Here is a 25,961-nt window from a genome sequence, read left to right on the forward strand (position 1 = left end):
TGACTTATGTTGAATTATTTGACTTTGAGCTAGTTTAATCCGATTTAAAAAGGAATCAATTGTTTTGATAAATAGACATTGACATATGTCATTAAGATCGATTAAGTTAGTTCAAAACATAAAGAGGAAATAAATCATGGAAATAACAAACGTTGCGTTTATCGGCTTGGGTGTCATGGGTTATCCAATGGCGGGGCATTTAGCCAGTGCAGGATTCAATACCACGGTATACAACCGCACGGTAACTAAATCACAACAGTGGACAGCTGAGCATGTTGGCACATTTAAACCGACGCCAAACCAAGCAGCGCAGGGCGCAGATCTGGTGGCCATTTGTGTTGGCAACGATCAAGACGTGCGCAGTGTCGTTTATGGTGAAAATGGAGTGCTTGGGGCAATGAAACCCGGTGCCGTGTTAATAGACCACACAACGACCTCAGCAGATCTAGCCGAAGAATTGGCAATAGCTTGTGCAGACAAAGGCGTTCACTTTATTGATGCGCCAGTTTCTGGCGGCCAAGCGGGTGCTCAAAATGGTGCTTTAACCATTATGTGTGGCGGTGAGGCTGACATTTTTAACAGCGTTTCCGGTGTTATTAATACCTATGCTAAACAGGCAACTTTACTTGGAGGCCATGGTCAAGGCCAGCGCTGCAAGATGGTTAATCAAATTTGTATCGCAGGCATTTTAAAGGGCTTAAGCGAAGCGGTGTTATTGGCTAAACAATCGAACTTAGACATTGAGCAAGTTGTTGATGTGCTTAAACATGGCGCGGCTGGATCATGGCAAATGGAAAATCGTGCTTTGACAATGTCACAGGGCGAGTTTGACTTTGGTTTTGCCATAGATTGGATGCGTAAAGATTTGGGCATATGCCTAAGTGAAGCGACTAAGCATGGTTTGGCACTGCCATTAACCCAGCAAGTTGATAGTGAATATGCCACTTTGCAAACGCAAGGCTGTGGGCGCATGGACACCTCGGTATTGATTAAGGCCAGCGAAAATAGCTAATGGATAAGAGCACACGGACAAGCGCACATAAATAACAGCCAATAAAAATAGGGGTTAAAGATGCAATGGTTAGCAAGTGATATTACGTTTTGGGTGCTGTTAGCATTGATGGTTTCAGCGTTCGCGGCAGGGTTTATTGACAGCGTGGCTGGCGGTGGCGGGCTAATTTTAGTGCCGTCGTTTATTCTGGCTGGGTTGCCGCCGCAAGTTGCGCTGGGGCAAGAGAAAATAGTGAGTACTTTAGGTACACTTGCCGCAATTAGGAACTTTGTTCGCCATAAGCGAGTGGTGTGGACAGCTGTCGCAACCGGTATTCCCGCATTTCCAATGGTCACGGGTATATATTGGCGCCGAAGCGATTTTATATTTTGATCCCGATACCATTGGCAAAATTATTTTGGCGATGCTGCCCATTGGCATTGTGCTGTCGTTTATTCCTAAGCAAAGTCGAGCGCAGGGCGACCGTGATAAAGTCAGTAAAACAGTTATCTTGTTTGGGGTACCTGCTGCGGTATTAGTGATCGGGTTTTACGATGGTTTCTTTGGGCCTGGCACCGGCAGTTTTTTGGTTTTAACGTTGCACTATTTGCTACGGTTTGATCTGGTTGAGGCTTCTGCAACCTCAAAGCTGTTTAACTTTGCTTCAAACATTGGTGCGCTTATTGCCTTTATGATTGCTGGCAATGTGTTGTATCTGTTAGCTATCCCGTTAGCGTTAATGAATTTGGTTGGCAACCACTTTGGCAGTGCGTCGGCGTTAAAATATGGCTCTAAGCTGATTCAACGCACGATATCTTTGTCGCTTGGTTTATTGATGTGCTCGCTCGGTTATAAGTTTTTAATTGCTTAACCAATAGCGCGTTATTGCTCGCTTAAAACGCTTACTAAAGGCGTGCTTAGGCGAGCGTTAAAATATTGGTAGTTCATCAGTATTAAATTAAAGCTATAAACTAAAGCACTAAATTAGAACATGTTGCAGCAACCTTCCCCCTTCATTATAAATCTCAAGTTGCAACTTTTAGCGCTGCAAATGACTTGAGAGTCCTTAAATATTCGTTAAGATAGAACTATAAATAATGCAATATTGTCGAGATATAAATGAATCCAATTATTAAGCCTATTATGACGCAGGTGAGCCAAATTTTATTAGGCAAAGAGGTCCAGATTCAGCTGTCGCTCTGTTGTTTAATTGCGCGTGGTCATTTATTGCTTGAAGATGTGCCCGGAGTCGGTAAAACCACGCTAGCCAATAGCCTAGCGCAAAGTTTGGGGTTGTCTTATCAGCGGGTGCAATTTACCAGCGATATGTTGCCGGCCGATTTATTAGGCGTGTCTATTTTTAATCAAGAATCTCAGGAGTTTACTTTTCACAAAGGGCCTGTATTTAGCCAGTTAGTATTAGGTGATGAAATAAACCGTGCGAGTCCTAAAACCCAAAGTGCTTTGTTAGAAGCGATGGCCGAAGGGCAAGTGAGCATCGACGGTAAAACGTATGAGTTGCCCCAGCCATTTTTCGTGATTGCGACTCAAAACCCGACGGAGCATTCAGGCACCTTTGAGTTGCCTGACTCACAACTCGATCGTTTCTTAATGCGCGTTACCATCGGTTTTCCTGAGGTAGAAGCTGAAAAAGCGATGTTGCAACAAACAACGACCGTTAAACAGCAATCACCAGTTATTGATTTAAATTCATTGGTTAGCATTCAACAACAAGCGCAGCAAGTAGCAGCGTCAGAAGCGGTTATTGATTACATTCTTCGTTTGGTCGGCGAAACACGTCGTAACAATCAATATGTGCAAGCGCTGTCTCCACGTGCGACTCGCGCCTTGTTAGCAGCGAGCAAAGCATGGGCCTTTATTGAAGGGCGTGATTATGTATTGCCCGAAGATGTGCAGGCGGTGTTACCGAGTGTTTGTGAACACAGATTACGTGGTGGAAACCATGGTCACTCGCAAAGTTTAAGTGAGCAATTACTTCACAGCGTTAACCCATTGGCTTAGGCTAAGCAGGTTATGAAAATGCAATTTAGAAATTATTTTAAGCGTCATTTGAAAAATCAGACTCAAGGGCCATTGCAAAAGTCTGCTCAAGGATTTTTGCAAAGACCTTTGCAGCGTTTTTTTCAAAAGCAGTGGATAAGCTGGCTTAAACGTACCATGCCAGTGCTTGATGAAGTTCGGTTACACCGACGCAATATTTTCATTTTTCCGAGTAAATTTGGTGGTGGCTTTAGCATATTAATTATTTTGTTATTTGTGCTTGGGGTAAATTATCAAAATAATTTGGTGATCATTTTAAGCTACTTTTGTTTTTCACTCTTTATAACCACCATGTTGCTGTGTTATCAGAACATGGCAGGCATTTTAATTCGGCCTAAAGCCCATCGTGAATATGTTGCAGACCAATTAATTAGCATGCAATGCCAGTTAAGCAGTGATGATACTAAACAGGGATTAAGGCTCAATTATCGTGATGAACCTGTGGCCGATGTGAGTTCGCTGCCCGGGCAAAGAGACGTCGCGCTAACATTAAATCAGCGTCAGCGAGGAACCAACAGATTGCCGCGGTTAATAATCGCCAGTGAATATCCGCTTGGGTTATTTAGAGCATGGACAAATTTAGAATTTGAACAAGACATTGTCGTGTTCCCTGCATCTGTTCCTTATGTCGAAAAGCTCACTGCGATTGAACAAGGCAATGGCGCGTATACATCGCGACGAACGGTCAGTGGTGATAGTTTTTCTGGCTTAGAACCCTTTCGCGCAGGTGAATCGTTAAAGCGGGTCGCTTGGAAACAGTTGGCGCAGGGCAAGGGCATGTTAACTAAGCAGTTTGAGCAAACGTTAGGCGAGCCTCAGTGGCTAGATATTAACGATATTGAAGCCGTTGATATTGAACAGAGCTTAAGCCATTTGGCTTATTTAGTGAATCATTTCTCAAGTAAAAACCAGCCATTTGGTTTGCGGTTAAAGCATCAAGTGCTACCGGTCGATCAAGGTAATTTGCATCGCCATGCGGCATTAACCTTATTGGCTAACTATGGTGGCGGCCATGAATAGCGATTGGCTGGTTAGTCGTCACATTGTGATATGGATGATTGCTGCTTACTTCATCAATATCATGCTGCTGATAGAATATATTCCCTGGTGGATCTTGCCATTGAGCGGGCTGGTGATCGGTTGGCGCTGGTTTTATGTGATAGGCAAAGTTAGCGTATTTAATCAAGTTGGACAAAAATCCCTGACCTTTGCAGCAATTGTTATGTTAATCATTTCAAGCTTAAACAGTGGCATGATGGAAAACATGGTCAATTTGTTACTGCTTGCTTATGGTTTGAAATTTATTGAGTTAAATAAAAAACGAGACGTATTAGTGCTGGTCATGCTGGGGTTTATTACCATCGCTATTGTATTTATTTATAAAGAAAGCCTACTAACCACCTTAGTCGTTGCCGGATCTATTGTGTTGCAGCTTAGTATTTTGGTGGCGCTCAATGCACCTGATGTCGCTTGGTTTGGCCAGCTTAAAACAGCCTTCAAAATTGGCGCGTTGTCATTGCCGTTAACTGTGAGTTTGTTTTTAATTATGCCGCAGCTAGGGCCGTTGTGGTCGATGTCGTTTGCCAGCGGTGCGACAACTGGGCTGTCTGACAATTTATCGCCTGGCGACATTGCGCAACTTCGTGGCAGTGATGCGCTGGCATTTAGTGTGATTTTTGATGATGATGTTGTGCCCGTTAAGCAGCGATATTGGCGCGCATTGGTATTAGATCAATTCGACGGTCGGCAATGGCAGCAACGAGTCACACCTTCACGCTGGCGACCTTATGAAAATGACATTACTTGGCCTGATTTATCAAATGAACCGAGTCTTAGTTATAAGGTCATTGCCAAATCGAGTAATCAGCCTTGGTTGTTTGGGCTTAATATTGCCACCAGTACCGACAGCGACGTAAAACAGCTGGCTGATTTAACCTTAAAATATGCAATGCCAGTAGCCTCGACCACCGCTTATCGTGTCACGAGTTATCCTAACTTAGCCAGAAAACTATCGTTATCGAAAAAACAGCAGCAACAGAACTTGCAACTGCCTGCCGATAGCAATCAGCAAACGAAGCGCTGGGTAAAAGAGTGGCGCGCTAAAATTAGCGATGATCACCAGTTTGCCGAGTTTGTGTTGAAATACTTTAACCAACAACCCTTTTATTACACCCTTAACCCGCCCTTATTAGGAGAGGACAGTGTCGATGATTTTATGTTTAATACTCGGCAAGGGTTTTGCTCTCATTATGCCAGTGCTTTTTCATTAATTATGCGATATGCCGGCATTCCATCGCGGGTTGTTACTGGGTACCTCGGTGGAGAATGGAATGAAGAAATTGGTTACCTTAATGTTTATCAATATGATGCCCACGCATGGAATGAAATTTGGATTGCCGGTTTGGGCTGGCTACGCGTTGATCCCACTGCCAGTATTGATGCTAAGCGAATTGTCTCAACCTTAGAAAATCAACAAAACCAGCCTTTTTTTGGGGGTAACAGGTTTAGCTTAGTACGTTATAAAGAAGTCCCTTGGATCAATAGCTTGCGGTTGTCTTTGGCAAATGTTGAATTTTACTGGAGCCGCTGGGTGGTTGAATATAACAACGAGAAGCAGCAAAAATTATTAGAAATGTTGTTAGGTAAGCTGAGCAGTTTTAAAATAATTACGTTTACCATCAGTTTGTTACTTGGTATTGCTTTGTTGTTATGGTGGCAAAGTGGTTTTAAGTTCCGCCGATTAACGCCACAACAGCGCTTTGACCGTGTTTATTTAACCATGGTAAAGCAATTAGAGCGACACGATGTTATTCGGGCAATACATATGAGCCCTAATCAATATTGCCAGCTTGTGGTGGCTAAATATCCGGTTGTCAGCGATGAAATTCGTGCGTTTACCCATTACTATAATGACATAACATACGGCTCTAAAACGCCGGTAACAAAGCAAGACGTGCAGCAATTAAATAGACTATTGCGCCAAATAGTTAAGAAAATTTAAAATCTGGGATCACAGCCGCGAGAAAATTGGCTAAGCCGCTTTGTTACTATTGTCGCTTGGTTATCGCTTTAGTGCATAGGCATATTGAAGTTGCCAGTTTATTGATATTTGTTCTTTGGTTTCGCTAATACCAACAATATCGGCGACAGCATCAATTATTTGAGGTATCGACGCTTGGTCGATCCCAAACAGCAGCTGGCAAAATTGACCAAGTTGATTCAAGTTATCAAAATGCCATGGAACATCAACTAGTTGATTTGACTCGACACAAAAACCAACATCGGTTAACGAATCTTGAAACTCTTTATCACTAATAAAATCACCTTGATGGCCTTGGCTATTATTTTGATTAACAAAGCCATTTAAAAATTGTGCGGTAGGGGTGTCGGCTCTGACATCGGCAACCGCTAATTGGCCTGCTGACTTTAGTCGTTGATACCAATGGTGATAAATATCCACTCGATTGCAACAATGGTGTAGCCCAGCTAGACTTAAAATTAAGTCACAGCTGCTGTGTTGTAGTTGTGTGTTATCAATTGGACTGTTTAGCACGCTAAAATCAGCTGGAATGGTCGCGGCAAAAGATTGTGAAGGCTCGACACAATAAAGCTTTTTATAAGGGCGCTGCAGTGCTTGTATTCTTGAGGCAACAACGCCACCGCCAGCAGGAATATCAACGATTGTCATTTGATTATTAATTTCAACTAATGACAGTAATTGGTCTATTTCGCCCAATCTAGCTTGGGGAGAAATAAGCGAAGCGCTATTGTAGTCATGTCCTCTGGCATCAAATATTTCCTTATAATGTTTCATTAGTAGGTCCCTATATGAATTTTTTTAATGATGATGTTCAGCAAAAAAACGATGTCGTGATCCTCGTTGGACTGCCTGCGTACAAGCTCGATTTATTTAATAATCTTAGCAAAGGATATAGCTTTGTGCTGTTAGTTGAGCCCGAAACGGCGCTTGAGCATCTTGACTTAGCCATGGTGGTCAAGCGCGTTTCTTTCACAGATACACATGCAATGACCAAGCTATTTGAACAACTAAGTGCTCGTTATCATGTGATCGCATGTGTGGCAAATAGCGAAGCGAGTATGATGTTTTCGTCTTACGTTAATCGGTTCTTTAATCTCGATGGTGTGTCGCCAGAACAGGCGCTGTCGTTACGAAACAAACATTTAATGGCGCAAGCGTTAGCAAAGTATCAAGTAAAGATCCCGCAATATTCGCTGCTCGATGGCAATGACATTGAAGCATCGATTAAGCTCGCTGGTGGCTTTCCACTCATTAGCAAGCCCTTGGCTGGGTTTGCGAGTCAGGGAGTTATTCGTTCTGACAATATGGAGCAACTTAAACGTGCCGTCACGCGAACACGGCGCGAAAATAAGTTTGTGATGAAAAAATATTATCAAGATGATAGCTCATGCCACAGCTTGTTGATTCAGCAATATCTTAGTGGTGAGGAGGTTGCAATAGATGGCTATATTCATAATCATCAATTTGTCGGCTTAGTCTTGGCAGAAAAACCGCACTTAAGCCAAGGTCCTTATTTTGATGACAGAATGCATGTATTAACGCCTTGCACAATTGTGCCGCTGGCGCCAGAGTTACAACAAATTTGTCAGCAAGCAGCAGGCGCGTTAGGTTTAAATAATATGCCAATGCACATTGAGGTAAGGAAGCACAACGGCCAATGTTTTGTTTTAGAATTAGCAGCGCGGTTAGGTTTTATTACCAGTTTAAATTTATTCCACGACATCAATCCCATTAACTTTATGGTCGACTTAGCACTGGGAAAAAAGCCTAACTATCATCTTAAGGATACCTTTAGCGGTAGTTACTGTATCTCTGCTGATAAAGTGGGAAAATTTAGCGGGATAAAAAATAGTGCGGCGGTTGTCGCTATTCCTAGCATCGAAAAACTGGTTCAAATTGCCACGACCAATGCCTTGGTCGTGGCTCCGCCGATGGGCAGTAATTATCTCGCGATGCTGTTTGCGAATGCCAAAGGTAAGCAAATGGTGATTGAAGCATTAGAGTGTGCTAGAACCACCTTGGATTATGAAATTATTAGTGCCAGCAAGTAACGCATGATTAAACTAAGCATCGCTGCGATGGGCCAAGCCTAATTCAAACTAGAAACTAACCGCCAACGATTTCTCTTTAATGAAGTTGTTGGAAAAGTACTGGCGGTTTATCGGGTCATTTTTTTGACAAAGACCACCACAAACAGCGCGAGAGTAAAGCTACCAAATAGTGCTTCAGCCGAGGCCAATATTCGTGATATTGCACCAACCGGGGTTATATCGCCATAACCTAAGGTTGTGAAGGTGACGATGCTAAAGTAGCCACAGTTTATAAATGCTTCAAAGTTGTCTGTCAGGCTTTGGTTTAAATCTAGCCCGATCGAATTACCTGCATATTGTAATCCTGAGAAAAAAAATAATATCGCAAAAAATAATATAACGGCCCAAGTAAACATCACGACTCGAATCGGTAGTTCGCCGTAACCACAGAACAAGTCGACTATTTTTGATAAGCCGCGTCTAATTGAAAAGCGTGGCATTTGTTTGCGCCGCATCGTCATTTCACGTTGAAAAAATGTACCCGCTATTTCGAACAAGCCTTGCTGCTCGGAGACCAGTCTTAAGTTGCGATATATTTCTTCGGCTTGCTGATAAAAATCAATTTTTTTATCAACAGACTTAGCACTTTCGCCCTGATATTCCTGCAATACCTTGTCGCCCCACTGCACATGTTCCAGTTTTGCGCCATCAAAAATAGTACCGAGTAAGTTACAGCCGTTAAGATTGGCACAATGTAAATTAGCGCCTGAAAAGTCGGCTTTCATTAAAGAACTGCCGCTTAAATTGAGCTTAAAACAGTGGGAATTTTTAAAATTGGCGCGATAAAAGTCACCATTAGTTAGGGCATAACCAGATTTAGAACCCTGCTTTACTAAGTTTATCGATTCGAGTTGTGCTTTGGGCAAGGAAAAATTAAGCATTGGTTGGTTATTGCTCGCGCGGCGTGTCAAAAACAACTTGAGGTTATGTTCTTGGCATAGCTCACCGCTACACCATTGTTGCTCGCTAAACAGATCGGATGGTATGTCGGCAGGGGTAAATGTTGAGTCGGCCATTGGTATAAATTCCCTATTCTTCAATCAAGGGGCAAAAAGTACAATTGCTTAAGCCTAGTGCAAATTGGCGATAAAGAATGCTGAGTTTATATTTTTTAGCCGGGTTGGTCGCAGTGAAGAACAAGATACGGTGGCCGACAGCAATGTTCTAACACGGGCTGAATAAGAAAAAAGGGTGCAATAAGCACCCTTTAAAATTAGTTTATATCAATTTGAATTGATATTACTTACCAACAAATTAAGCGTCTGGCTCAGCCCAGTGTTTGCACTTAGTGGTTTTACCTATGCCCGGATTAAACGAGTTGGTTGGGTCTAGCTCGCGGTAGAACGACTTTAAAGTATCTTTTGCTGCATACTCGTGACCTACGTTGTGCTCGGCAGGGTACTCGGCGCCGCGTTCGTCAAAAGTGGCTAAAATTTTGTTTTTCAAAGTTTTAGCGTCGACACCTTTTTTGAGAATATAATTTTGGTGCATAACATGGCAGAACAGGTGACCGTAATAAAATTTCACCGCGATTAAATCGTCGATTTCTGGTGCTAGCGTTTCAAACCATTGTTTTTCGTTACGCGGGAACGCGACGTCTATGGTCATTAAAGCGCCCAAATCTTTAGCGTGCATGGTTTGGTAACGGCCAATTGCGCCGCCAACCACAAAGCGATGCAGTATCGCTTGCTCGCCTTCTTTTTTAGTACACTCGAAGAAGTTGCCATCGTTGTTTTTAAAGAACTCTTCAAGATAGACGCGCGCTTCGTCGACGCCATCATTACTCATTTCCACAATCCAGTGGTGTTCGTATTGATCGCGGTAGTCATTCATTCTTTTAGGCAGGTGACTAGGCCATAGGTAACTTAAATACTGCATCGCGATGTCTGAGAATTTACTCGGTAAAAACTTGAAGTTACCGGCAATACGATCGACGTAACGTTTGATCGCAAACATTTTAGGAATGTATTTTGAGCCAAGCTTGTCGATAACGATAAAGGTGTCTTTACCGTATTTTTCGCCAGCATTGTAGCAATCGCGGTGCAGGTATTCGCCAGACACTGGCAGGTTTTTAAAGCCGCCAAGCATGTCACGACGAATTTTTGCCAGCGCCTGCGGATCGTTGGTGCCAATATAAAAAACTTGCTGCTTTTTAGCGATTGGGTAAGTGTCGATACGCACGGCAAATACCGCTAATTTTCCAGCTGAGCCAGCCGCTTGGTAAAGGCGACGTCCGTCGTTGTTAAAACGTGATGGCGTATCGGCGTCGATGTCTCTTACTCGTTCATGGTACTCATTGTCTGATGCACGCTCTGAAGGGGTGCCGACATCGCTCGCGCTGTAATTTTGCTGCTGTAAATTGTTTAATATTTTCTCTGGCGTATCACCAAGCTCGATCCCTAAGTTGTTAACCAGTGAAAGCCGCCCTTGGTCATCAATTTGTGCGTAAAGCGCCAATTCAGTGTAAGCGGGGCCGCGTTGTACCAAAGCGCCACCGGAATTATTACAAATACCACCGACAATTGATGCGCCAATGCACGAAGAACCAATCACCGAGTGCGGTTCACGACCATGTGGCTTAAGCACATCTTCTAAACCAAATAAGGTGCTGCCTGCGAGGCCGACAATTTGTTCTGCGTTGTTGATCAGTTGAATATCGCTAATCCGCATGGTGCTAATGATAACAATAGAGCGATCATAATTGTTGCCATCGGGCGTCGAACCGCCCGTAAGGCCGGTATTGGCCGCCTGCATAATGACCACGACATCAGCAGCAACACAAGCTTCAAGTACCTGCCAAATTTCAAACAAAGTGGCCGGTCGAACAACGGCTAGCGCCTCACCAGCGCCAAAGCGAAACCCCTTACAATAAGGTTGCTTTTTAGCCGCATCAGTCAGCGTAAATTTAGCGCCGACAAGGGCAACTAAATTATCAATAAGTGCGTTGTTTGTAACTTGACCAGTCATTTGTATTCTCAGTTTATTCAGTGAATTAGAAGAGCGTAATTGGTGCGCAAAATTATACCTCAATGGCCAGATGCAGGTATATATTTTTAAAGCATTGTTAAGAAGATATGTAAATTATTGGGCAGGTTGTTAATGACATAATGCGCTAGCAATAGAATGTTACAAAATTCCCGCCGTTCAGGCACCGATAACAACGAGTTTCATCGTTAGTTCACAAGGTCGATAACTTAGGTCAATGGTAGTCATGTCGTCGCTCTCGACTAAGTTGTAACTGAAGTTATTTCAATTAGATGCTAAGGTATTTCAATATTTAGTAACTATGCATCGGCAATGACTTTTACTGGTCGATGAATATCAGGCTCGCTCGATCACGCTTAACCCAAAGGAGAGTTTAGTGAAAATAGCTATATTGGATGATTATCAAAATGTGGTCAAAGATCTAAAATGCTTTGAGCTACTTGCAAGCCATGATGTCACCATTTTTACCACAACATTGTCAGAGCCAGAGCTTATTACTGAGCTTGCCGATTTTGATGCGTTGGTTTTAATTCGTGAACGAACCGTTATTACGCAATCACTGCTCGCTCGGCTGCCTAAGCTTAAATTAATCAGTCAAACCGGCAAAGTGAGTAACCATATTGATCCGCAGCTGTGCGAAGAATATGGGGTTAAGGTGCTTGAAGGGCGTGGATCACCAGTTGCGCCGTCGGAGCTGTGTTGGGCGCTGTTAATGTCTGCTTCTCGTCATATCCCGACTTACGCCGCTAACCTCAAAGCTAACAATCAATGGCAATGTGCGGGAGAACTCGGTTTAGGTCGCAGCTTAAACGGCTTAACACTCGGTATTTGGGGCTATGGAAAAATTGGCCAGCGCATTGCTCAATACGCTAAAGCTTTTGAGATGTCGGTGGTTATTTGGGGCAGTGAACACGCTCGAAAACTTGCTGCTGAACATGGGTTCGAAGCGGCAACGTCTAAGCAGGCATTTTTCGCCCAGTCAGACATTGTGTCATTACACTTGCGCTTAAACGAAGCAACCATGGCCTGTGTAACCGCTGATGATCTAAAAGTAATGAAACCAGACTCGTTATTTCTCAATATTAGCCGCGCTGAACTGGTTGAGAAATCGGCTTTGTATAATGAAATGTGCTCGGTCCCAACCAAGCGAGCAGCAATCGATGTTTATGACATTGAACCAGCAACAAAAGACAACGAGCCTTTATTGTTATTGCCTAATGTAACGGCAACGCCTCACTTGGGTTACGTTGAGCACAATAGTTATGAGTTGTATTTCAAAATAGCTTTCGAGAACATTTTGGACTACCAGCAGGGCGCTGTATAAATAATTAGCTTAGCCGCCACTTACGTTTATTCGGTTGTTTGTTTAATAGTAACGTCATTATCGCGCTGTAAATAAACTTTGGGCGAGCAGCCGTGCCAGCGTTTAAACGCCCGGTTTAAAGAGCTTTGCTCATTAAAGCCAAGTTGTAGCGCCAAGTCACTTAGGTTTAACGTGCCGATAAGTGTTTGGGCACGTTGCTGGCGTTCTAGATCTAATAATTGACCAAATTGGCTGTGTTCATTTTTTAATTTTCGTTGCAATGTCCGCGGCGAAATATTTAGTAGGCTGGCAAAATTCACCAGTGTGCATTGCTGTAAATCGTGCTGGTTATTAAGCAGGGCACAAACCTGATGTTTTATATTATCGTCAGCTTGGTTGTCGTTTAGCTTGGTTAATTGTTGTTGTGACAGGGCAACCATCGCTTGATGTAATGAGCTGTTGTCAGTCCTAAATTTACGGGTTAAAAACTCGAGTGGGAAATCGATTTGGTTTATCACTTTATTGCACTGAACCGGGCAAGCAAACCATTGACTCAGATAAGTTAGTTGCTGCTTGGTATAATGTCCTTGCAGCGATACTTTTATTGGATTTAACTCATCGCTAAGCAGTCGTCTGGCGGTGGTTAACCAAGCGGTCATATTGCGTAAAATGATCTGATCAGTGCATTGCTCGTAAGGTAGCCAGCTAATGGAAGCATGATGCTCACTAATATCAAATTTAGATTGGCCGATATTAGCCACCAAGCGATCAAATTTGAGCAAGTTATTAATCGCGCCCGCTAAGTTTTCACTCGATTCAATCAAATAACCCAGCACACCGTAGTCGACATTGTGAATGTCGCGGCCTAGGTGGAAGCCAAATAACGGATCGTTCAGCTGTATTACGCCGTAGTCTAGCATGGCACTGTAATGTTCTAAGCTCACTCGTTGCTGCGCGCTGTAATGACTAAACTCAGGAAAACCGATGGCATTGAGTGCTACCGCTGGTTCAATTTCCCGCTGCTTGAGGAAATTTAATACGCTGTTAAAGTACGCTTGAGATGTGTTTTTCATTGTGTCACCTAAAGACAAAAATAATGTCACGCTGTGGCAAGTCTGCCACGGATCTATTTATTATTCTATAAGTTGCTAATCATTCATGTAGAACACATTATGCTCAATATTAAATTCTCTAAAACAATTAATTCCAGCCCAGCAGTGGTGCGAGAACTGTTGCTTGACCATGCCAATTTAGGACTTTTCTTTAACGCAAAATACGAATTGGTTAAAGCCCAAAACAGCGATGAGTTACCGGGCGGGGTGGGTGCTATTCGCCGGCTTACTATGCGAGGTTCAACATTCTTAGAGCAAATTATTGTTGCTGGCGACCAGCACATTGCTTATAAAATAACGGGTAAAGGGCCGGTAACCAACCATCGAGGTGATATTTATCTCACGAATAATGGTTTGGCAACAAATCTTGATTACACCATCAAATGCAGTGCCCCGTGGTGGCAGCCAGACTGGTTAGTTGCCTTGGTTATTAAGCATGATATTGGCAAGGGTTTAGATAATATAGTGCAATATTTTGCGCTTGTCAGCGAGCAACCGCAATGAACGTCGCCTTGATCTTATTGGCGATTAGCCCAATATTTTTTGTGTGCATTGCGTGGGAAGTAATTAAACATCGTCGTCATTATCAGCTACAAGACTCCATAGCCAATACGGCCTTAGCCTTAATGCACCAAGGCTCGGATGCAGTTGCTTTGTTTTTGCTGATGCCATTTTTTTATTGGCTGCATCAATTTCGATTGTTTGAAATTGAGTTAAATGTATGGACGTTGTTTACTGCCTTTTTACTGCAAGATTTTTTGTATTATTGGTTTCATCGCGCCTCGCATAACATTCATTGGTTGTGGGCCGCCCATGTGGTGCATCATAGTTCAACTAAGATGAATTTCACCACCGCCTTTCGGCAAAGCCTGATGTATCCAATCGCTGGCATGTGGGTGTTTTGGATGCCGATGATCTTGCTTGGTTTTGAACCTAACATTGTCTTTAGCGTGGTAGCGCTTAATTTAGCCTTTCAGTTTTTCGTGCATACCCAAACCGTTGGCCAGCTGGGAGTTTTTGAAAAAGTGTTTAATACACCGTCACATCACCGAGTGCATCATGCGACGAATGAAGGTTATATCGACCGCAATTATGCCGGGGTCCTGATTATTTGGGATAAGCTGTTTTCTACTTATGCGCAAGAGGATCTCAACAAGCCGATCACTTATGGCATTGTTGGGCAAATTAACAGTAATAACCCACTCTTTATTACGTTTCACCAGTGGCAATATTTACTGGCGCAAGCTAAGCAGCAGCAAGGGCTGGTGGCTAAACTTAAGGTGTTGTTTGCTTACCCGACTATAGCTGCTCAAACAAATTCTTTGCCTGAGCCCGCTGCCAATAAAGAATAAGCGTAACCGGTTGTAGCTTTAAATTTCTATGGGAATATTTGCTACTGGTTACGCTTGTTTAAGTCGATAAAACTTTGATTTGGCCTTACTTATTGATTTATTTAAACAAATGTGACTTAAAGTGTTTTGGTAGAGTTAGAAGCTTATTTAGGTCATACTCGATTTTTCAGTAATTACTACTTGTAGGCGTAAAAAAATGACTTATAAAAATATCGCTTTAACCACCTTAGCGCTAGCTATTACAGCCGGTTGTTCTAGTTTAAATACCGAACAATCGAATAGAGCAATGACTAGCCATGATTGGATCCAAGATAAAACATATAATTTGACCATTTTGCATACCAACGATAATCACGGTAATTTCTGGCAAAACAAATATGGTGAACGTGGCATGGCTGCGCGTGCTACCTTGATTAAAAATATCCGCGCCCAGGTGAAGTCTGCTGGTGGTTCGGTGCTGCTATTATCGGGTGGAGATATTAATACCGGTGTTCCAGAATCTGATCTGCAAGATGCCGAGCCTGACTTTATCGGGATGAATATGATTGGCTACGATGCAATGACATTAGGTAACCACGAATTTGATAACCCGCTCGACGTTCTGGCAAAGCAAGAAAACTGGGCAAATTTCCCCTTTATTTCAGCCAACATCTATAAAGATGGCCAGCGGATGTTTGACGCTTACAAAATTTTTAATAAAAGCGGGATCAAAATTGCGGTTATTGGCTTAACCACTGAAGATACTGCCAATATTGGTAACCCTGAATTTATCAGTGAATTAGAATTTCGCGACCCAAAAGTCGAAGCTAAAAAGGTAATAGCGCAACTAAAGGCGACTGAAAATCCAGATGTAATTATTGCAGCTACTCACATGGGCCATTATTTAAACGGTGCCAATGGTTCGAACGCGCCGGGGGATGTGCAATTGGCACGTTATCTTAACGCAGGCGATCTCGACATGATCGTGGGCGGTCACTCTCAAGAGCCGGTCTGTATGGAAGGCGCACAATACGCAAGCTTTAAACCTGGCCAAGCTTGTATGCCTGACGTGCAAAACGGCACCGATATTGTGCAAGCGCATGAATGGGGTAAATATGTTGGCCGTGCTGATTACAGCTTTAAAAATGGCGAATTTATGCTGCAGTCGTACCAGCTTATTCCTGTTAATTTAAAGAAAAAAATCAAAGTCGACGGCAAGAAAAAGCGGGTCTTAATCCAAGCTGAAATAGCGCAAGATCCTAGCGTTTTTGCCAAGCTGAAACCTTTTTATCAGAAAGGCCAAGCAGCATTAAGTCTTAAAATTGGCCAGACGGACGGATTACTGCAAGGAGAGCGTAACGTGGTTCGTAATAATCAGACCAACCTCGGCCGTTTAATTGCTACTGCTCACATGCAACGCGCCAAAGCCGATTTTGGGATAATGAATTCAGGCGGAGTGCGGGCGTCGTTTGAAGCTGGCGTAATCACTTACAAAGATATTTTAACCGTGCAGCCGTTTGGTAACATTGTGACTTCTGTCGACATGTCAGGTGCGCAGTTGATGGATTATCTAAATGTTGTCGCGACCAAACAAAAAGACTCTGGCGCGTTCGCCCAATTTGCCAACATCTCGATGAGCGTGGCCAATGGCCAGGTATCGAACGTAGTCATTGCAGGTAAGGCAATCAACTTGAACAATACATATCGTTTTACTATTCCGTCGTTTAATGCCGCAGGTGGTGACGGTTATCCAAACATCACTGCTCACCCTGCGTTTGTTAACACCGGTTATGTCGATGCCGAAGTGCTTAAAGAATATATCGAAGTAAATTCTCCGATTAATCCTGCTGATTTTGCGCCAAATAATGAAATTACGTATCGTTAAATTACTATAAATATGTTTTTGGTAGTGGTACCGTGATTTGAGCTACTTCACCAAGGAAAGGTATCGCTACTGAGACTGCATGGACAGTAACTAATACATTGCCCTAAATCTAATTATCATAAAGGAGTTGATATCAAATTATTTATAAGACAAAGCTTTACTCAAGCCGATGAGCAACAGCAAGGCATTATTCAAACTGTGCTTGACGGTATTATGAGTGAACATCCTAGGGTTGAATTTGTAACGGGCGCAAATGCGCTAAATAAAGACTCGTTTAAAAGTGACTTTGAACAGCGGACTAAATTGGCATTTACTGCCAAAAACTTTAGAGATTACAGGTTAGGGCTTATCGATGAATGCGATGCAATGATCTTTATTAGAACATCAATGAGCGAAAGCGGGGCATATGAACTGGCCTATAACATTCACTCGAGCAATCCCAAGCCGGTGTTTTATGCATATATGTCAGATGCTCCCATTAAAACAACCCTATTAAGAGAGCTAGACCAAGACTACCAGGTTAGTTATCAGGCGTTTGATTGTGCCCAAGATGTGCTTGATAGTCTCAAAGAGTTCTTTGATGAGTTTAACCTAACCGAGCATCAAAGCTGCTCGGCCTAATATGGGACTTAGCAGTGAATCATTTTAAGCCCTAACTTGAGCTATATTTATTTACTACGCTTACTCATTTAGGGTCCTTAATACTTCCAGACATGCCCCCAATGTATGATAATCACACTTAGCGCCAGCACTACTTTTTTCATTCGAGTTTTTAACGTTGTCTCGGCTTAATACTCTAAACCATGCGCCATAAACATGATCGACAAAGTGCTGATCACAATATTGCCAAATAGCATTATATTGGTCTAAATATTTTTGCTCTTTAGTCTGTGCATACAATAACGCTGCACTAGCAAAACTTTCTGCTTGAACCCAAAAATACTTTTCGTCATCACACCACTTATTGGTGGGATCAAAACCGTAAATAAGCCCACCAAATTCAGCGTCCCATGCTAGGTCGTAAGCGCTGTTGTGCAAAAATGTCGCCCGTTCAACTAACCACGCCTCAGGTGCATGCCGGTTAAGCATTAACAATAGTTTGGCCCACTCTGTTTGATGTCCTGGCTGGAAACCCCAAGGGCGATAAAGGTTTTTGGGGTCGTCTTTATTGTATTGCCAGTCTGGCTGAAAGTTAAGGGTGTAATGTTCCCAAATTAAGTTGTCGGTCAGGCTGGCTTGTCTTACTGCAATATTGTGCGCCAGTAACTTGGCGCGATCTAAAAATAACGAATTATTAGTCGCTTCATAGGCTGCAATCATCGCTTCACATAAATGCATATTTGAATTTTGGCCACGATAGGTACTTAAGATGCCAGCAGGGCTTATTTCATCGGCATATAAACCAAAATCATCTTGCCAAAATTTTTGTTCGAGCATCTCGTAGGTCGCAATTAGCTTGTCGTCATTAGCAATAATTCCGGCCTTTTTAGCCGCAGCGTAGGCCAATAACACAAAAGCGTAACCATAGGCTTGCTCTGTCATGTCCTCAGGCTCATTATTAGCAATAGCCCAAGCGTAACTGTGGCTATCGGCTTGCCAATGGGCATTTTCTAAATAATCTAAGCCGTGTTTAGCAATGGCCAAATAGTCTTCATTATTAAAGGTAATAGCAGCTAAAGCGTAATTGACAATAATGCGAGTGCTACTGACTAAATGTTTTTTGTCTTTCGAAAAAAGCGTTGCGTCATCATGATAATTTTGAAAATATCCGCCATTAGTATCAACCACATGAGGGGTGTAAAAATCTAAGATGCTTTTGCAGTGCTGCTGTAAAAATTCATTCGTTAAATATTTCATTTTTGCTCTCTAGTTATACTTATTGTTATACCTATTGTTGTACTTATTCTTGCACACTAATAGTCATCTAAATATATCGAAAAATATCATGACAAAACTGATGTCGGTAACTCGTGTGCTATGCCCCATGGTGGTTTTACGCAATTTAAACTATAATCATCGGCGTAGAAAAACCGATACCAGTATCACACTTTGTAAACCTACACCTCACACATCTAGCATGGATAGCTATACTTTCGAAAGTACGTCGCCAACTAAGAGACTCCCTATGCTAAAATCATTATCTATTCGTTATAAACTATCGGGCATCATTGCCGGCTCATTGCTTATTAGTATCATTATCACCACACTGATGACCAGCAATGCAATGCACAGCCTCGTATCGTCACGTATTAATCAGCAAGAAATCCCGCTAACTCTCAATAATGTGGCTTATGGTGTTAGCCAACAAATACAGCATGCTATTATCACCTCTAAAGGTATGGCAAATAATACGCTGATATCAGCGCAAGCACTCGATCAAGATCATAGTAGTTCACTGGTCGAGTATCTTCACCATATAAAAACTAAAAATCAAGCAATTACCGCATTCTACCTCGATGGTAAAGACAAAGGTTTTTATACCGAAAATGGTTTTATTAGAAACTTTAGTGCGAATGCAGCAAGTGATCAGTGGTATTACCAATTTATAAATAGCGGGAAAGATTATGTCCTAGCTATTGATATCGACGAACAAAATAAATCACCGACGCTATTTATTAATTATCGTGCTAAAGGTGAAAATTCCGTTGCTGGGATCGGCCTAGGTTTGCCACAGTTGTCTGACTTTATCACTCAGTTCAAGGTGGGGGTAAATGGATATGTTCTTCTTGCCGATGCGACTGGCAAGGTGATGTTACAACCTCAAGGCCAATCGGCTAAAGGCGATAATATTAATACCTTATTTGCTGGTGCACAGTCCCAATTGCTTAATAACACCGGCGTAAATATTGTTGAGTTAGAGCAGCAAGCATTAATCGTTGCCTCTAAATATATTCCAGAGCTTGATTGGTACGCCTTGGTCGTCTTGCCAAGTGACGAAGTGTACGGATCAATCAACCAAGCAATAATATCTTTAGTACTAATAAGTTTAGTGGTCGCCCTGGCTTTAATTGCCGCAGGCTTATGGCTGGCTATCACCGTTGCTCGCCCGATAGAAGAAGCGTCAAATATGCTGGGTGATATCGCGTCAGGCGATGCTGATTTAACCAAAAAGTTGGTTGTGCACAGCGAAGACGAAGTGGGAAAATTATCAACCTCGTTTAATCAATTTACCGCTCAGTTACAAGAAATAGTCGCTGGCGTGGTGCAAAATGCCAAACAGATTAATACAATATCTAGTCAGCTTTCTACAGGTTCAAACAGCACGTTAGTGAATATTGAACATCAACAACGTAGTATCGACATGATCGCAACGGCAGTGACCGAAATGGCGGCCTCTATTCGTGAAATTTCGCTCAACGCTCAAGACACAGTCGATGCGGCCGCGCATTCGGCCCAAGAGTCAGAACAAGGTAAGGTCGTTGTCACTCAAACGATCAGTAAAATAAACTTGGTCTACGAAGAAATTAATACCGCGGCAGGCGTGATTGAAAACCTGGCTAAAGATATTGGCGATATTAGCGGTATTCTTAGTGTGATTAGCGGCATTTCAGATCAAACAAACTTACTGGCGCTAAATGCTGCAATCGAAGCGGCCCGCGCGGGTGAGCAAGGGCGTGGCTTTGCCGTTGTCGCTGATGAGGTACGAACCCTAGCCTTGCGTACACAACAGTCTACTGGCGAAATTAGTCAAATGATTAAGAAACTGCAAATAGGGGCCGAAGGGGCAGTTAATGCAATGTCGACTGGGCTAAGTTTGGCCAGCGACTCGGTTGCTAGCGCCAACGAGGCAGGAGACAGCTTAGAAAAAATTGGCAGCGCAATTGACACTATTTCTAACTTGGGCATTCAAGTGGCCGCCGCGACTCAGCAACAAGCCAGCGTTGTTGAAGAGCTTAATACTCATATTATCGATGTTAAAGATGCATCAGATTTAAACGCGCAAGAATCGGAAAAAATAAACGGTTCATGCGAGAATTTGTCATCAACAACTCAAGATTTAAATAACTTGGTTAGTAACTTTAAAATTTAGTCGAAAATAAAAAGCCAACATCATAAAAGTGACGTTGGCTTTTTGATCTAAGATCAAAAGTTACTGACTGTTTTTAGCGTCTTGCTGTTTTATCACTTTATGCCCATCTTCTGTTACCCCTTGCTTCCAGTAACTACTCAGATAGATGTTTTCGCGCGGCACTTGTTTGTCATTTCTAAAATAATTGCGTAAAGCCCGCATTGAGTCAAATTCACAGGCGGTCCAGACACTAGCGACACCGTCTAACCAAGGTAAGGATTCTACTTGGTTAACTAGCGATTCTTGGTCGGTTAACCAAATTACTTTGAAGTTTGTCGGCGCGTCTATTGGCTGGGCATCAGCCGATTCAATCACCTTTATTACCGCGTAACCTGTCGCGTCTCGTGGCAGCAGGCGAATTTTTGCAGATAAAGCCGGTAATGCTGTCATATCAGCGACCATCAAGAACCAATCAGCGTCTGTGCTCATGTCGTTAATGTTACCTGGCCCTACAATGTTAATTGTCTCGCCAACTTGAACATGCATTGCCCATCGCGCCGCGAAACCACATTGTAAATCGGCAGTCACATGACGAACAAAATCAACTTCAATGGTATTTTCAGCCGATGAAAATTGAGCAATGGTGTAAGTTCGCATAACCGGACGCTCGCCCCCAGCGATTGAGCTTAAATCAGTAGTGCCAGTGCTATTAAATAACAGCTTAATATAGCTACCTGCACACTCTGGCGGAAACTCGGCTAGTGCATCGCCATGTAAGGTAATACGCTGCATATTGGGCGTGATCTGCTTTGAATCTAAGACGGTTAGTTGTTTCGGCGAAGGCTTTTTCATACGCTACTCGATAATGGTTTGCATTTACAACTGAGACTAACAGCACTGTGAGCCAGTGGATATAACTTTTAATAAAATCTGAATCGCTCGATCGGAAAATTATCCAACATTTTGGGCGGCGGCTCATATTAAAGCTGGCTAATTTGTCACTTATTACGCTGCTAGCTTATCGGTGATTGATTACGGCGTAAAATACGTTTGGTCTTAAAACGTGTTTAATATCCATAATGTTATTATGGACGTTCTATCTATAAACACTATCTTTGAGCAAAAAAAAATGGCAAACCCGAAGGTTTACCATTTATAACATCTTATCTTAGCCTGAAGAACAGGCTAAAAGGCATCTAAAATTAGATAGCAACGATGTTGTCAGCTTGAGGACCTTTCTGGCCATCACTAACTGTGAATTCTACTTTTTGGCCTTCAATAAGAGTTTTGAAGCCGTCACCTGAGATAGCGCTGAAGTGAGCGAAAACGTCTGGGCCAGAAGCTTGCTCTAGAAAACCAAAACCTTTAGATTCGTTGAACCACTTAACGGTACCTTGTACTTTATTAGACATAATATTATCCTGTAATTTTAATAAAAATGTTGCCTTCAATAGGCTTGAATAGCGTAAAAACAGACTGAAACTTAAAAACTACAGAGCGAGGTATTATTAATAAAACAACGAAATGGAGAACGTAAACAAAAGGCTTTCTTTCTTGCTGGGGAGTACTCTATAGAATTTGAAGCATAAGTCAATCGTTGGTTAAAAAACAAACAGAGAAGTGAGAGGTGCGCCGCTTTAATCTAATAACTTTTACTGCCTGTTTAGGTATAAAAGAATACTGTTAGGCGCTTTTTCCCGATAGCGACTGTTAGAACTACTGTGAGACCGCTGTATGTCGGTTAAAGTGGCAAAGTACGGCCAACTTATAGACACTGTGCTTTAATCTCTAGCTTAATAACGCCTTAGTTCGGACTTGAATGTATTGAGCAATAAATTTGATTCATCGTATTTTTTAAATACTTCGCTCAGTAATTCTATGAACTGTCTTGTCTTAGTAAATCAATGGCTTAGTGTCGTTGCGCGCTCCGACTTTTGGTGGTAAATAGTTTCACTAAAATGAATGGGGCTTTAAAAGTCATTAAATATTAGTCAGATTTTTATGGCTGTCCCAAATTTACTTCGTTTCGTTATATTCATTGGCTACCTCATTATCAGCGTGAGCAAGATAGCCAATTCGATTTACTTGAGCAATTAGGCCACGGTGATGAGTAGCGGTGCCTTTAAACACATTATCGAGGATGGGCTGATTAATTTAGATTCGTCGTCAGTATCACCGCGTCAATGGCAGGTCTTGCACCATCTGAAAGCTTGCCGTACCAGTGCATTGGGCACTTATCAATGGCACAGCGACCACTGCGAGAAAGATACACAATGGTACTGCTCTTGCCGTGACAGACATTGTCCTGTCTGCCAAGGGCAAGCGCGGGAGCAATGGGTTAATGCGCGAGAAAAGGACATGTTGCCATTAACCTATCATCACTTGGTATTTACCTTACCGCATCAATTTAATGGCTGGGCAACGATGCACCCTAAGGTGATTTATGATGGGTTGTTTAAGGCTGTTTGGGCAACCTTAAGCGCCTTTGCTAATCCCCGGCACCACCTTGATGGCAAGCTGGGTATGATGTGCGTTTTACACACTTGGGGCCAGCAGCTCAATCGGCATATTCATTTACACTGTTTGATCCCTGGTGGGGTGCTCACATCAAATCAACGCTGGTGCAATGCACGGAAAGAAGGATACTTATTCCCAGTTAAAGCGTTGTCAGTTAAATATCGGGGCAAGATGCTGGCTTATTTATCTGAAATGAGTAAAGAGGGAGAATTGTTTCGTTTAACACCTGATGATGTCGTTCAAACATTGCATGCAGCTACGAAAAAACCGTGGGTTGTTTATAGTAAACCAGCCTTACAACATGCGAATACGGTGGTGAAATATTTAGCTCGTTATTGCAATCGTGTTGGTATTAGTGAAAGCCGATTGGCGTTAAACGATCAAGGGCAAGTTGCGCTAAATTATTTGGATTATCGTTCCCGAGACCGCAAAACCATGCATTGTTCGACCAGTGAATTGTTACGACGCTTCTTGCTGCATGTGTTACCTAAAGGGTTTATGAGGCTGCGTTATTACGGTTTTTTGGCTAATTCAGTGAGGCGAAAATCATTAGTGGTTATACGCGATAGTTTAGCTCTACCAGCTGTGATAGATAAAAATGAGGTGACCAGCGATGAAATTGGTCCTGTTTGCCCGCATTGCCATCACTCAGGCATGAAGTTAATTAATCTAGTATTGCCAGCTCGCTTGGGGAGGGTGAAACGAACGAGATAGTGTAAGCATGCTATTAATAAAGCGTTGTAAAGCAACGAGGTAATAGATCTGTCCCGCTATATTATTCGGAGAGTTTTTAAGCTAGACTCTTTGCTAAAGAGGCTGTGTTGACGTATGAAGTTAATAGTAATTAAAGAAATTTGTTATTATTTTGAACATATGGGCTGGCGGTAAAATAAACAAAAACCATATTAAGCCGAGTCACATGGTTTCGTCCAACAGACATTTATCTCTCATGCTTCGCAGACGAGAGATAAATGCTTAAGAGTTAGCCATCAAATTGAAAGATCGGAGATTTATAATTGGAAGAGTTCAATACAGGAAAAAGGGTCGCTTTCGATGAGTTCAAATTGTTCTATGAATCAGCAGAAAAAGTAACCGATAGACGCCATTCAGCTAACAGATGGAATTATTCAATTTGCATAGCAATTTTAGGCGCCATTGCCGCAATAATAAGCTGGAGTCTGGGCAAGCCTGCCTTTCTAATAACTGGCATCGTTAGTGTCGTATTACTGGCGGGAATGGCTGCTCTATACTGTACGCTTTGGATTGGTCAAATCAGGGATTTTAAAGAGCTCAATAATGCCAAATTCGCTGTAATCAATGAGATGGCAAGATTCGTATCGTTTGGTGATGGGAATAATGAAAATTTGATTTCCTATAAGCCATTTGAAAAAGAATGGGATGCTCTGACTAAAGCTAAAATTGCGGAAGAAGTTAAAAGTATAAACATCGTTGCACTGAAATCCTCACACATTGAATATTTAATCCCTAAAGCATTTCGAGCTTTATTCGTCCTAATTGTATTGGCTGTTCCATTGGAAGGGTGGCGAAACTACGAATCAATATCGAAAATACAGTCTACGCCATCGCCAATTGTTAAAGCTGAAATCCAGGAGGCTAAAAAATAGTGTTTTTCCATGTTGTTATGCCTATAGGCCCAAACCCGAATAAAGATAAGTGTCAAAAATTGATATCTGATGTTGCACATGATCACGGGTTGCGCCCTCATTTTCCACGTTATGCAACAGAAGATCCGGTTTTTAATCTTCAGTCAACGTTACAAGATCTGAGTAAATCTGAGTTTGTTCTTGTTGACTTGTCCCTTGAAAGACCTAGCTGTTACTACGAACTCGGGCTTGCGGAAGCACTTGGGAAGCCGGTGTATTTGATAGCAATTGAAGGTACAGATATACACCAAACAGCATCTAGAAAATTGGTTAGGTTTTATAAAAACAACGATGATCTTGTTGATTTAGTTCGTGATATTTTATCTGGAGCGGTGGGTGAAAATGGCTAACAAGGCAATGAAATTGACGCGCCTAAGCGTGTCTCTCACTTCGTTCGTTTACACTAATGCACGCAATTTATTGCAGCGTTATGTGTTTACCAATTTCTCAACAAATGGAGTTTTAAATGAGTACTAAACAAATTCACGTATTTATCAGTCATGCCTGGGCGCACTCAGATCACTACGATACACTATCAGATTGGATCTTCGAGCAATCTTGGAGCGCCGGCCAAGCTTCACTTAATTTTCACAATTACTCTGTTCCGAAAGATGACCCAATTCATGATGCCGATGATGATAAACAATTGAAAGATGCTTTATATAATCAAATCTCAAGAAGCCATGTAATCGTAATACCAATGGGTATGTATGCGAACTATAGCAAGTGGATTCAAAAAGAGCTTGATGGGGCTGCTGAATACGAAAAACCAATTTTAGCTGTAAACCCTTGGGCTCAAAAGCGAAAATCTAGTGTTGTAGGTGATGCTTCAAATAAAAAAGTCGGCTGGAATAGTAAGTCCGTAGTTGGCGGTATTTGGGAATTATATAAGTAGGATCATAAAGAAAATAAAAGGGACAGTCATAAATTTTAGCCATTTAACAGTCTAAAATTTGTGGGTGCCCCATATTTT

Annotated in this window: 22 protein-coding genes and 1 pseudogene; 16 read left to right on the forward strand and 7 right to left on the reverse strand. The window is 42.3% G+C overall.

Annotation, left to right across the window (positions count from 1 at the left end; genetic code table 11):
- Positions 1-136: 136 nt before the first annotated feature.
- The 5 genes and pseudogenes from HRU23_11995 to HRU23_12015 all read left to right on the forward strand — a co-directional run bounded on the left by HRU23_11995 (position 137) and on the right by HRU23_12015 (position 6,053).
- Positions 137-1,012: an NAD(P)-dependent oxidoreductase gene (locus HRU23_11995; GenBank protein NRA54859.1), complete on the forward strand. Its 876-nt coding sequence runs from the start codon at positions 137-139 to the stop codon at positions 1,010-1,012.
- Positions 1,013-1,072: 60 nt separating this feature from the next.
- Positions 1,073-1,862 (forward strand): annotated as a pseudogene (locus HRU23_12000) (TSUP family transporter).
- 248 nt (positions 1,863-2,110) lie between these two features.
- Positions 2,111-3,013 (forward strand): MoxR family ATPase, encoded by a 903-nt coding sequence (locus tag HRU23_12005; protein NRA54860.1) that lies wholly within the window; start codon positions 2,111-2,113, stop codon positions 3,011-3,013.
- A gap of 18 nt (positions 3,014-3,031) precedes the next feature.
- Positions 3,032-4,072 carry a DUF58 domain-containing protein gene (locus tag HRU23_12010; protein NRA54861.1) on the forward strand — a complete coding sequence of 347 codons (1,041 nt, stop codon included), beginning with the start codon at positions 3,032-3,034 and terminating at the stop codon, positions 4,070-4,072.
- Positions 4,065-6,053 carry a DUF3488 domain-containing transglutaminase family protein gene (locus HRU23_12015; GenBank protein NRA54862.1) on the forward strand — a complete coding sequence of 663 codons (1,989 nt, stop codon included), beginning with the start codon at positions 4,065-4,067 and terminating at the stop codon, positions 6,051-6,053. Before HRU23_12010 ends, HRU23_12015 begins: the two co-directional genes overlap by 8 nt.
- 60 nt (positions 6,054-6,113) lie before the next feature.
- Here the strand turns inward: HRU23_12015 and HRU23_12020 are convergent, their stop codons facing one another.
- Positions 6,114-6,866, reverse strand: a complete 753-nt coding sequence (locus HRU23_12020) for a methyltransferase domain-containing protein (GenBank protein ID NRA54863.1) — start codon at positions 6,864-6,866, stop codon at positions 6,114-6,116.
- A 14-nt stretch (positions 6,867-6,880) separates the two neighbouring features.
- On the opposite strand from HRU23_12020, the gene HRU23_12025 reads away from it, so the two are divergent.
- A complete protein-coding gene (locus HRU23_12025; GenBank protein NRA54864.1) occupies positions 6,881-8,143 on the forward strand; it encodes an ATP-grasp domain-containing protein in 1,263 nt (420 codons plus the stop codon).
- A 107-nt stretch (positions 8,144-8,250) separates the two neighbouring features.
- Here HRU23_12025 and HRU23_12030 read toward each other — a convergent pair whose 3' ends face one another.
- Together HRU23_12030 and dld are read right to left on the reverse strand one after the other, a co-directional pair.
- The gene (locus tag HRU23_12030; protein ID NRA54865.1) at positions 8,251-9,198 is read right to left on the reverse strand and encodes a pentapeptide repeat-containing protein; all 948 of its coding nucleotides are present in this window, start codon (positions 9,196-9,198) and stop codon (positions 8,251-8,253) included.
- 238 nt (positions 9,199-9,436) lie between these two features.
- On the reverse strand, positions 9,437-11,149 hold the full coding sequence (dld, locus tag HRU23_12035; protein ID NRA54866.1) for a D-lactate dehydrogenase: 1,713 nt from the start codon (positions 11,147-11,149) through the stop codon (positions 9,437-9,439).
- Positions 11,150-11,543: 394 nt separating this feature from the next.
- On the opposite strand from dld, the gene HRU23_12040 reads away from it, so the two are divergent.
- Positions 11,544-12,491: a D-2-hydroxyacid dehydrogenase family protein gene (locus HRU23_12040; GenBank protein NRA54867.1), complete on the forward strand. Its 948-nt coding sequence runs from the start codon at positions 11,544-11,546 to the stop codon at positions 12,489-12,491.
- A gap of 26 nt (positions 12,492-12,517) precedes the next feature.
- Here HRU23_12040 and HRU23_12045 read toward each other — a convergent pair whose 3' ends face one another.
- On the reverse strand, positions 12,518-13,543 hold the full coding sequence (locus HRU23_12045) for an AraC family transcriptional regulator ligand-binding domain-containing protein (GenBank protein NRA54868.1): 1,026 nt from the start codon (positions 13,541-13,543) through the stop codon (positions 12,518-12,520).
- Between the two features lie 99 nt (positions 13,544-13,642).
- Between HRU23_12045 and HRU23_12050 the strand changes: the two genes are divergently transcribed.
- The 4 genes from HRU23_12050 (at position 13,643) to HRU23_12065 (ending at position 17,419) form a co-directional block, all read left to right on the forward strand.
- Positions 13,643-14,086 carry an SRPBCC family protein gene (locus HRU23_12050; protein NRA54869.1) on the forward strand — a complete coding sequence of 148 codons (444 nt, stop codon included), beginning with the start codon at positions 13,643-13,645 and terminating at the stop codon, positions 14,084-14,086.
- A complete protein-coding gene (locus HRU23_12055) occupies positions 14,083-14,934 on the forward strand; it encodes a sterol desaturase family protein (GenBank protein NRA54870.1) in 852 nt (283 codons plus the stop codon). Before HRU23_12050 ends, HRU23_12055 begins: the two co-directional genes overlap by 4 nt.
- A 196-nt stretch (positions 14,935-15,130) precedes the next feature.
- Complete coding sequence (locus tag HRU23_12060) at positions 15,131-16,798, forward strand: bifunctional UDP-sugar hydrolase/5'-nucleotidase (GenBank protein ID NRA54871.1); 1,668 nt, start codon at positions 15,131-15,133, stop codon at positions 16,796-16,798.
- A 213-nt stretch (positions 16,799-17,011) separates the two neighbouring features.
- A complete protein-coding gene (locus HRU23_12065; protein NRA54872.1) occupies positions 17,012-17,419 on the forward strand; it encodes a hypothetical protein in 408 nt (135 codons plus the stop codon).
- A 60-nt stretch (positions 17,420-17,479) separates the two neighbouring features.
- Here HRU23_12065 and HRU23_12070 read toward each other — a convergent pair whose 3' ends face one another.
- Positions 17,480-18,655, reverse strand: a complete 1,176-nt coding sequence (locus tag HRU23_12070; protein NRA54873.1) for an AGE family epimerase/isomerase — start codon at positions 18,653-18,655, stop codon at positions 17,480-17,482.
- 268 nt (positions 18,656-18,923) lie between these two features.
- On the opposite strand from HRU23_12070, the gene HRU23_12075 reads away from it, so the two are divergent.
- Positions 18,924-20,828 (forward strand): methyl-accepting chemotaxis protein, encoded by a 1,905-nt coding sequence (locus tag HRU23_12075; GenBank protein NRA54874.1) that lies wholly within the window; start codon positions 18,924-18,926, stop codon positions 20,826-20,828.
- 60 nt (positions 20,829-20,888) lie between these two features.
- Here the strand turns inward: HRU23_12075 and HRU23_12080 are convergent, their stop codons facing one another.
- Both HRU23_12080 and HRU23_12085 read right to left on the reverse strand, forming a co-directional pair.
- Complete coding sequence (locus HRU23_12080) at positions 20,889-21,659, reverse strand: siderophore-interacting protein (protein NRA54875.1); 771 nt, start codon at positions 21,657-21,659, stop codon at positions 20,889-20,891.
- A gap of 350 nt (positions 21,660-22,009) precedes the next feature.
- On the reverse strand, positions 22,010-22,219 hold the full coding sequence (locus HRU23_12085; GenBank protein ID NRA54876.1) for a cold-shock protein: 210 nt from the start codon (positions 22,217-22,219) through the stop codon (positions 22,010-22,012).
- Positions 22,220-22,913: 694 nt separating this feature from the next.
- Between HRU23_12085 and HRU23_12090 the strand changes: the two genes are divergently transcribed.
- The 4 genes from HRU23_12090 (at position 22,914) to HRU23_12105 (ending at position 25,883) form a co-directional block, all read left to right on the forward strand.
- Complete coding sequence (locus tag HRU23_12090) at positions 22,914-24,038, forward strand: IS91 family transposase (protein NRA54877.1); 1,125 nt, start codon at positions 22,914-22,916, stop codon at positions 24,036-24,038.
- A gap of 302 nt (positions 24,039-24,340) precedes the next feature.
- Entirely contained in the window at positions 24,341-24,949 is a 609-nt protein-coding gene (locus tag HRU23_12095; GenBank protein NRA54878.1) for a hypothetical protein, read from the forward strand.
- Positions 24,949-25,338, forward strand: a complete 390-nt coding sequence (locus HRU23_12100) for a hypothetical protein (protein NRA54879.1) — start codon at positions 24,949-24,951, stop codon at positions 25,336-25,338. Before HRU23_12095 ends, HRU23_12100 begins: the two co-directional genes overlap by 1 nt.
- A 116-nt stretch (positions 25,339-25,454) precedes the next feature.
- Entirely contained in the window at positions 25,455-25,883 is a 429-nt protein-coding gene (locus HRU23_12105) for a TIR domain-containing protein (protein NRA54880.1), read from the forward strand.
- The last annotated feature ends 78 nt before the right edge of the window (positions 25,884-25,961 follow it).

This window comes from Gammaproteobacteria bacterium, from assembly GCA_013214945.1.
Lineage (GTDB): Bacteria > Pseudomonadota > Gammaproteobacteria > Enterobacterales > Psychrobiaceae > Psychrobium.

Bases quoted from the DNA above. Each gene is read 5' to 3' on its own strand.
- HRU23_11995 (NRA54859.1), top strand. From the start codon at position 137: ATGGAAATAACAAACGTTGCGTTTATCGGCTTGGGTGTCATGGGTTAT.
- HRU23_12005 (NRA54860.1), top strand. From the start codon at position 2,111: ATGAATCCAATTATTAAGCCTATTATGACGCAGGTGAGCCAAATTTTA.
- HRU23_12010 (NRA54861.1), top strand. From the start codon at position 3,032: ATGCAATTTAGAAATTATTTTAAGCGTCATTTGAAAAATCAGACTCAA.
- HRU23_12015 (NRA54862.1), top strand. From the start codon at position 4,065: ATGAATAGCGATTGGCTGGTTAGTCGTCACATTGTGATATGGATGATT.
- HRU23_12020 (NRA54863.1), bottom strand. From the start codon at position 6,866: ATGAAACATTATAAGGAAATATTTGATGCCAGAGGACATGACTACAAT.
- HRU23_12025 (NRA54864.1), top strand. From the start codon at position 6,881: ATGAATTTTTTTAATGATGATGTTCAGCAAAAAAACGATGTCGTGATC.
- HRU23_12030 (NRA54865.1), bottom strand. From the start codon at position 9,198: ATGGCCGACTCAACATTTACCCCTGCCGACATACCATCCGATCTGTTT.
- dld (NRA54866.1), bottom strand. From the start codon at position 11,149: ATGACTGGTCAAGTTACAAACAACGCACTTATTGATAATTTAGTTGCC.
- HRU23_12045 (NRA54868.1), bottom strand. From the start codon at position 13,543: ATGAAAAACACATCTCAAGCGTACTTTAACAGCGTATTAAATTTCCTC.
- HRU23_12050 (NRA54869.1), top strand. From the start codon at position 13,643: ATGCTCAATATTAAATTCTCTAAAACAATTAATTCCAGCCCAGCAGTG.
- HRU23_12055 (NRA54870.1), top strand. From the start codon at position 14,083: ATGAACGTCGCCTTGATCTTATTGGCGATTAGCCCAATATTTTTTGTG.
- HRU23_12060 (NRA54871.1), top strand. From the start codon at position 15,131: ATGACTTATAAAAATATCGCTTTAACCACCTTAGCGCTAGCTATTACA.
- HRU23_12065 (NRA54872.1), top strand. From the start codon at position 17,012: ATGAGTGAACATCCTAGGGTTGAATTTGTAACGGGCGCAAATGCGCTA.
- HRU23_12070 (NRA54873.1), bottom strand. From the start codon at position 18,655: ATGAAATATTTAACGAATGAATTTTTACAGCAGCACTGCAAAAGCATC.
- HRU23_12075 (NRA54874.1), top strand. From the start codon at position 18,924: ATGCTAAAATCATTATCTATTCGTTATAAACTATCGGGCATCATTGCC.
- HRU23_12080 (NRA54875.1), bottom strand. From the start codon at position 21,659: ATGAAAAAGCCTTCGCCGAAACAACTAACCGTCTTAGATTCAAAGCAG.
- HRU23_12085 (NRA54876.1), bottom strand. From the start codon at position 22,219: ATGTCTAATAAAGTACAAGGTACCGTTAAGTGGTTCAACGAATCTAAA.
- HRU23_12090 (NRA54877.1), top strand. From the start codon at position 22,914: ATGAGTAGCGGTGCCTTTAAACACATTATCGAGGATGGGCTGATTAAT.
- HRU23_12105 (NRA54880.1), top strand. From the start codon at position 25,455: ATGAGTACTAAACAAATTCACGTATTTATCAGTCATGCCTGGGCGCAC.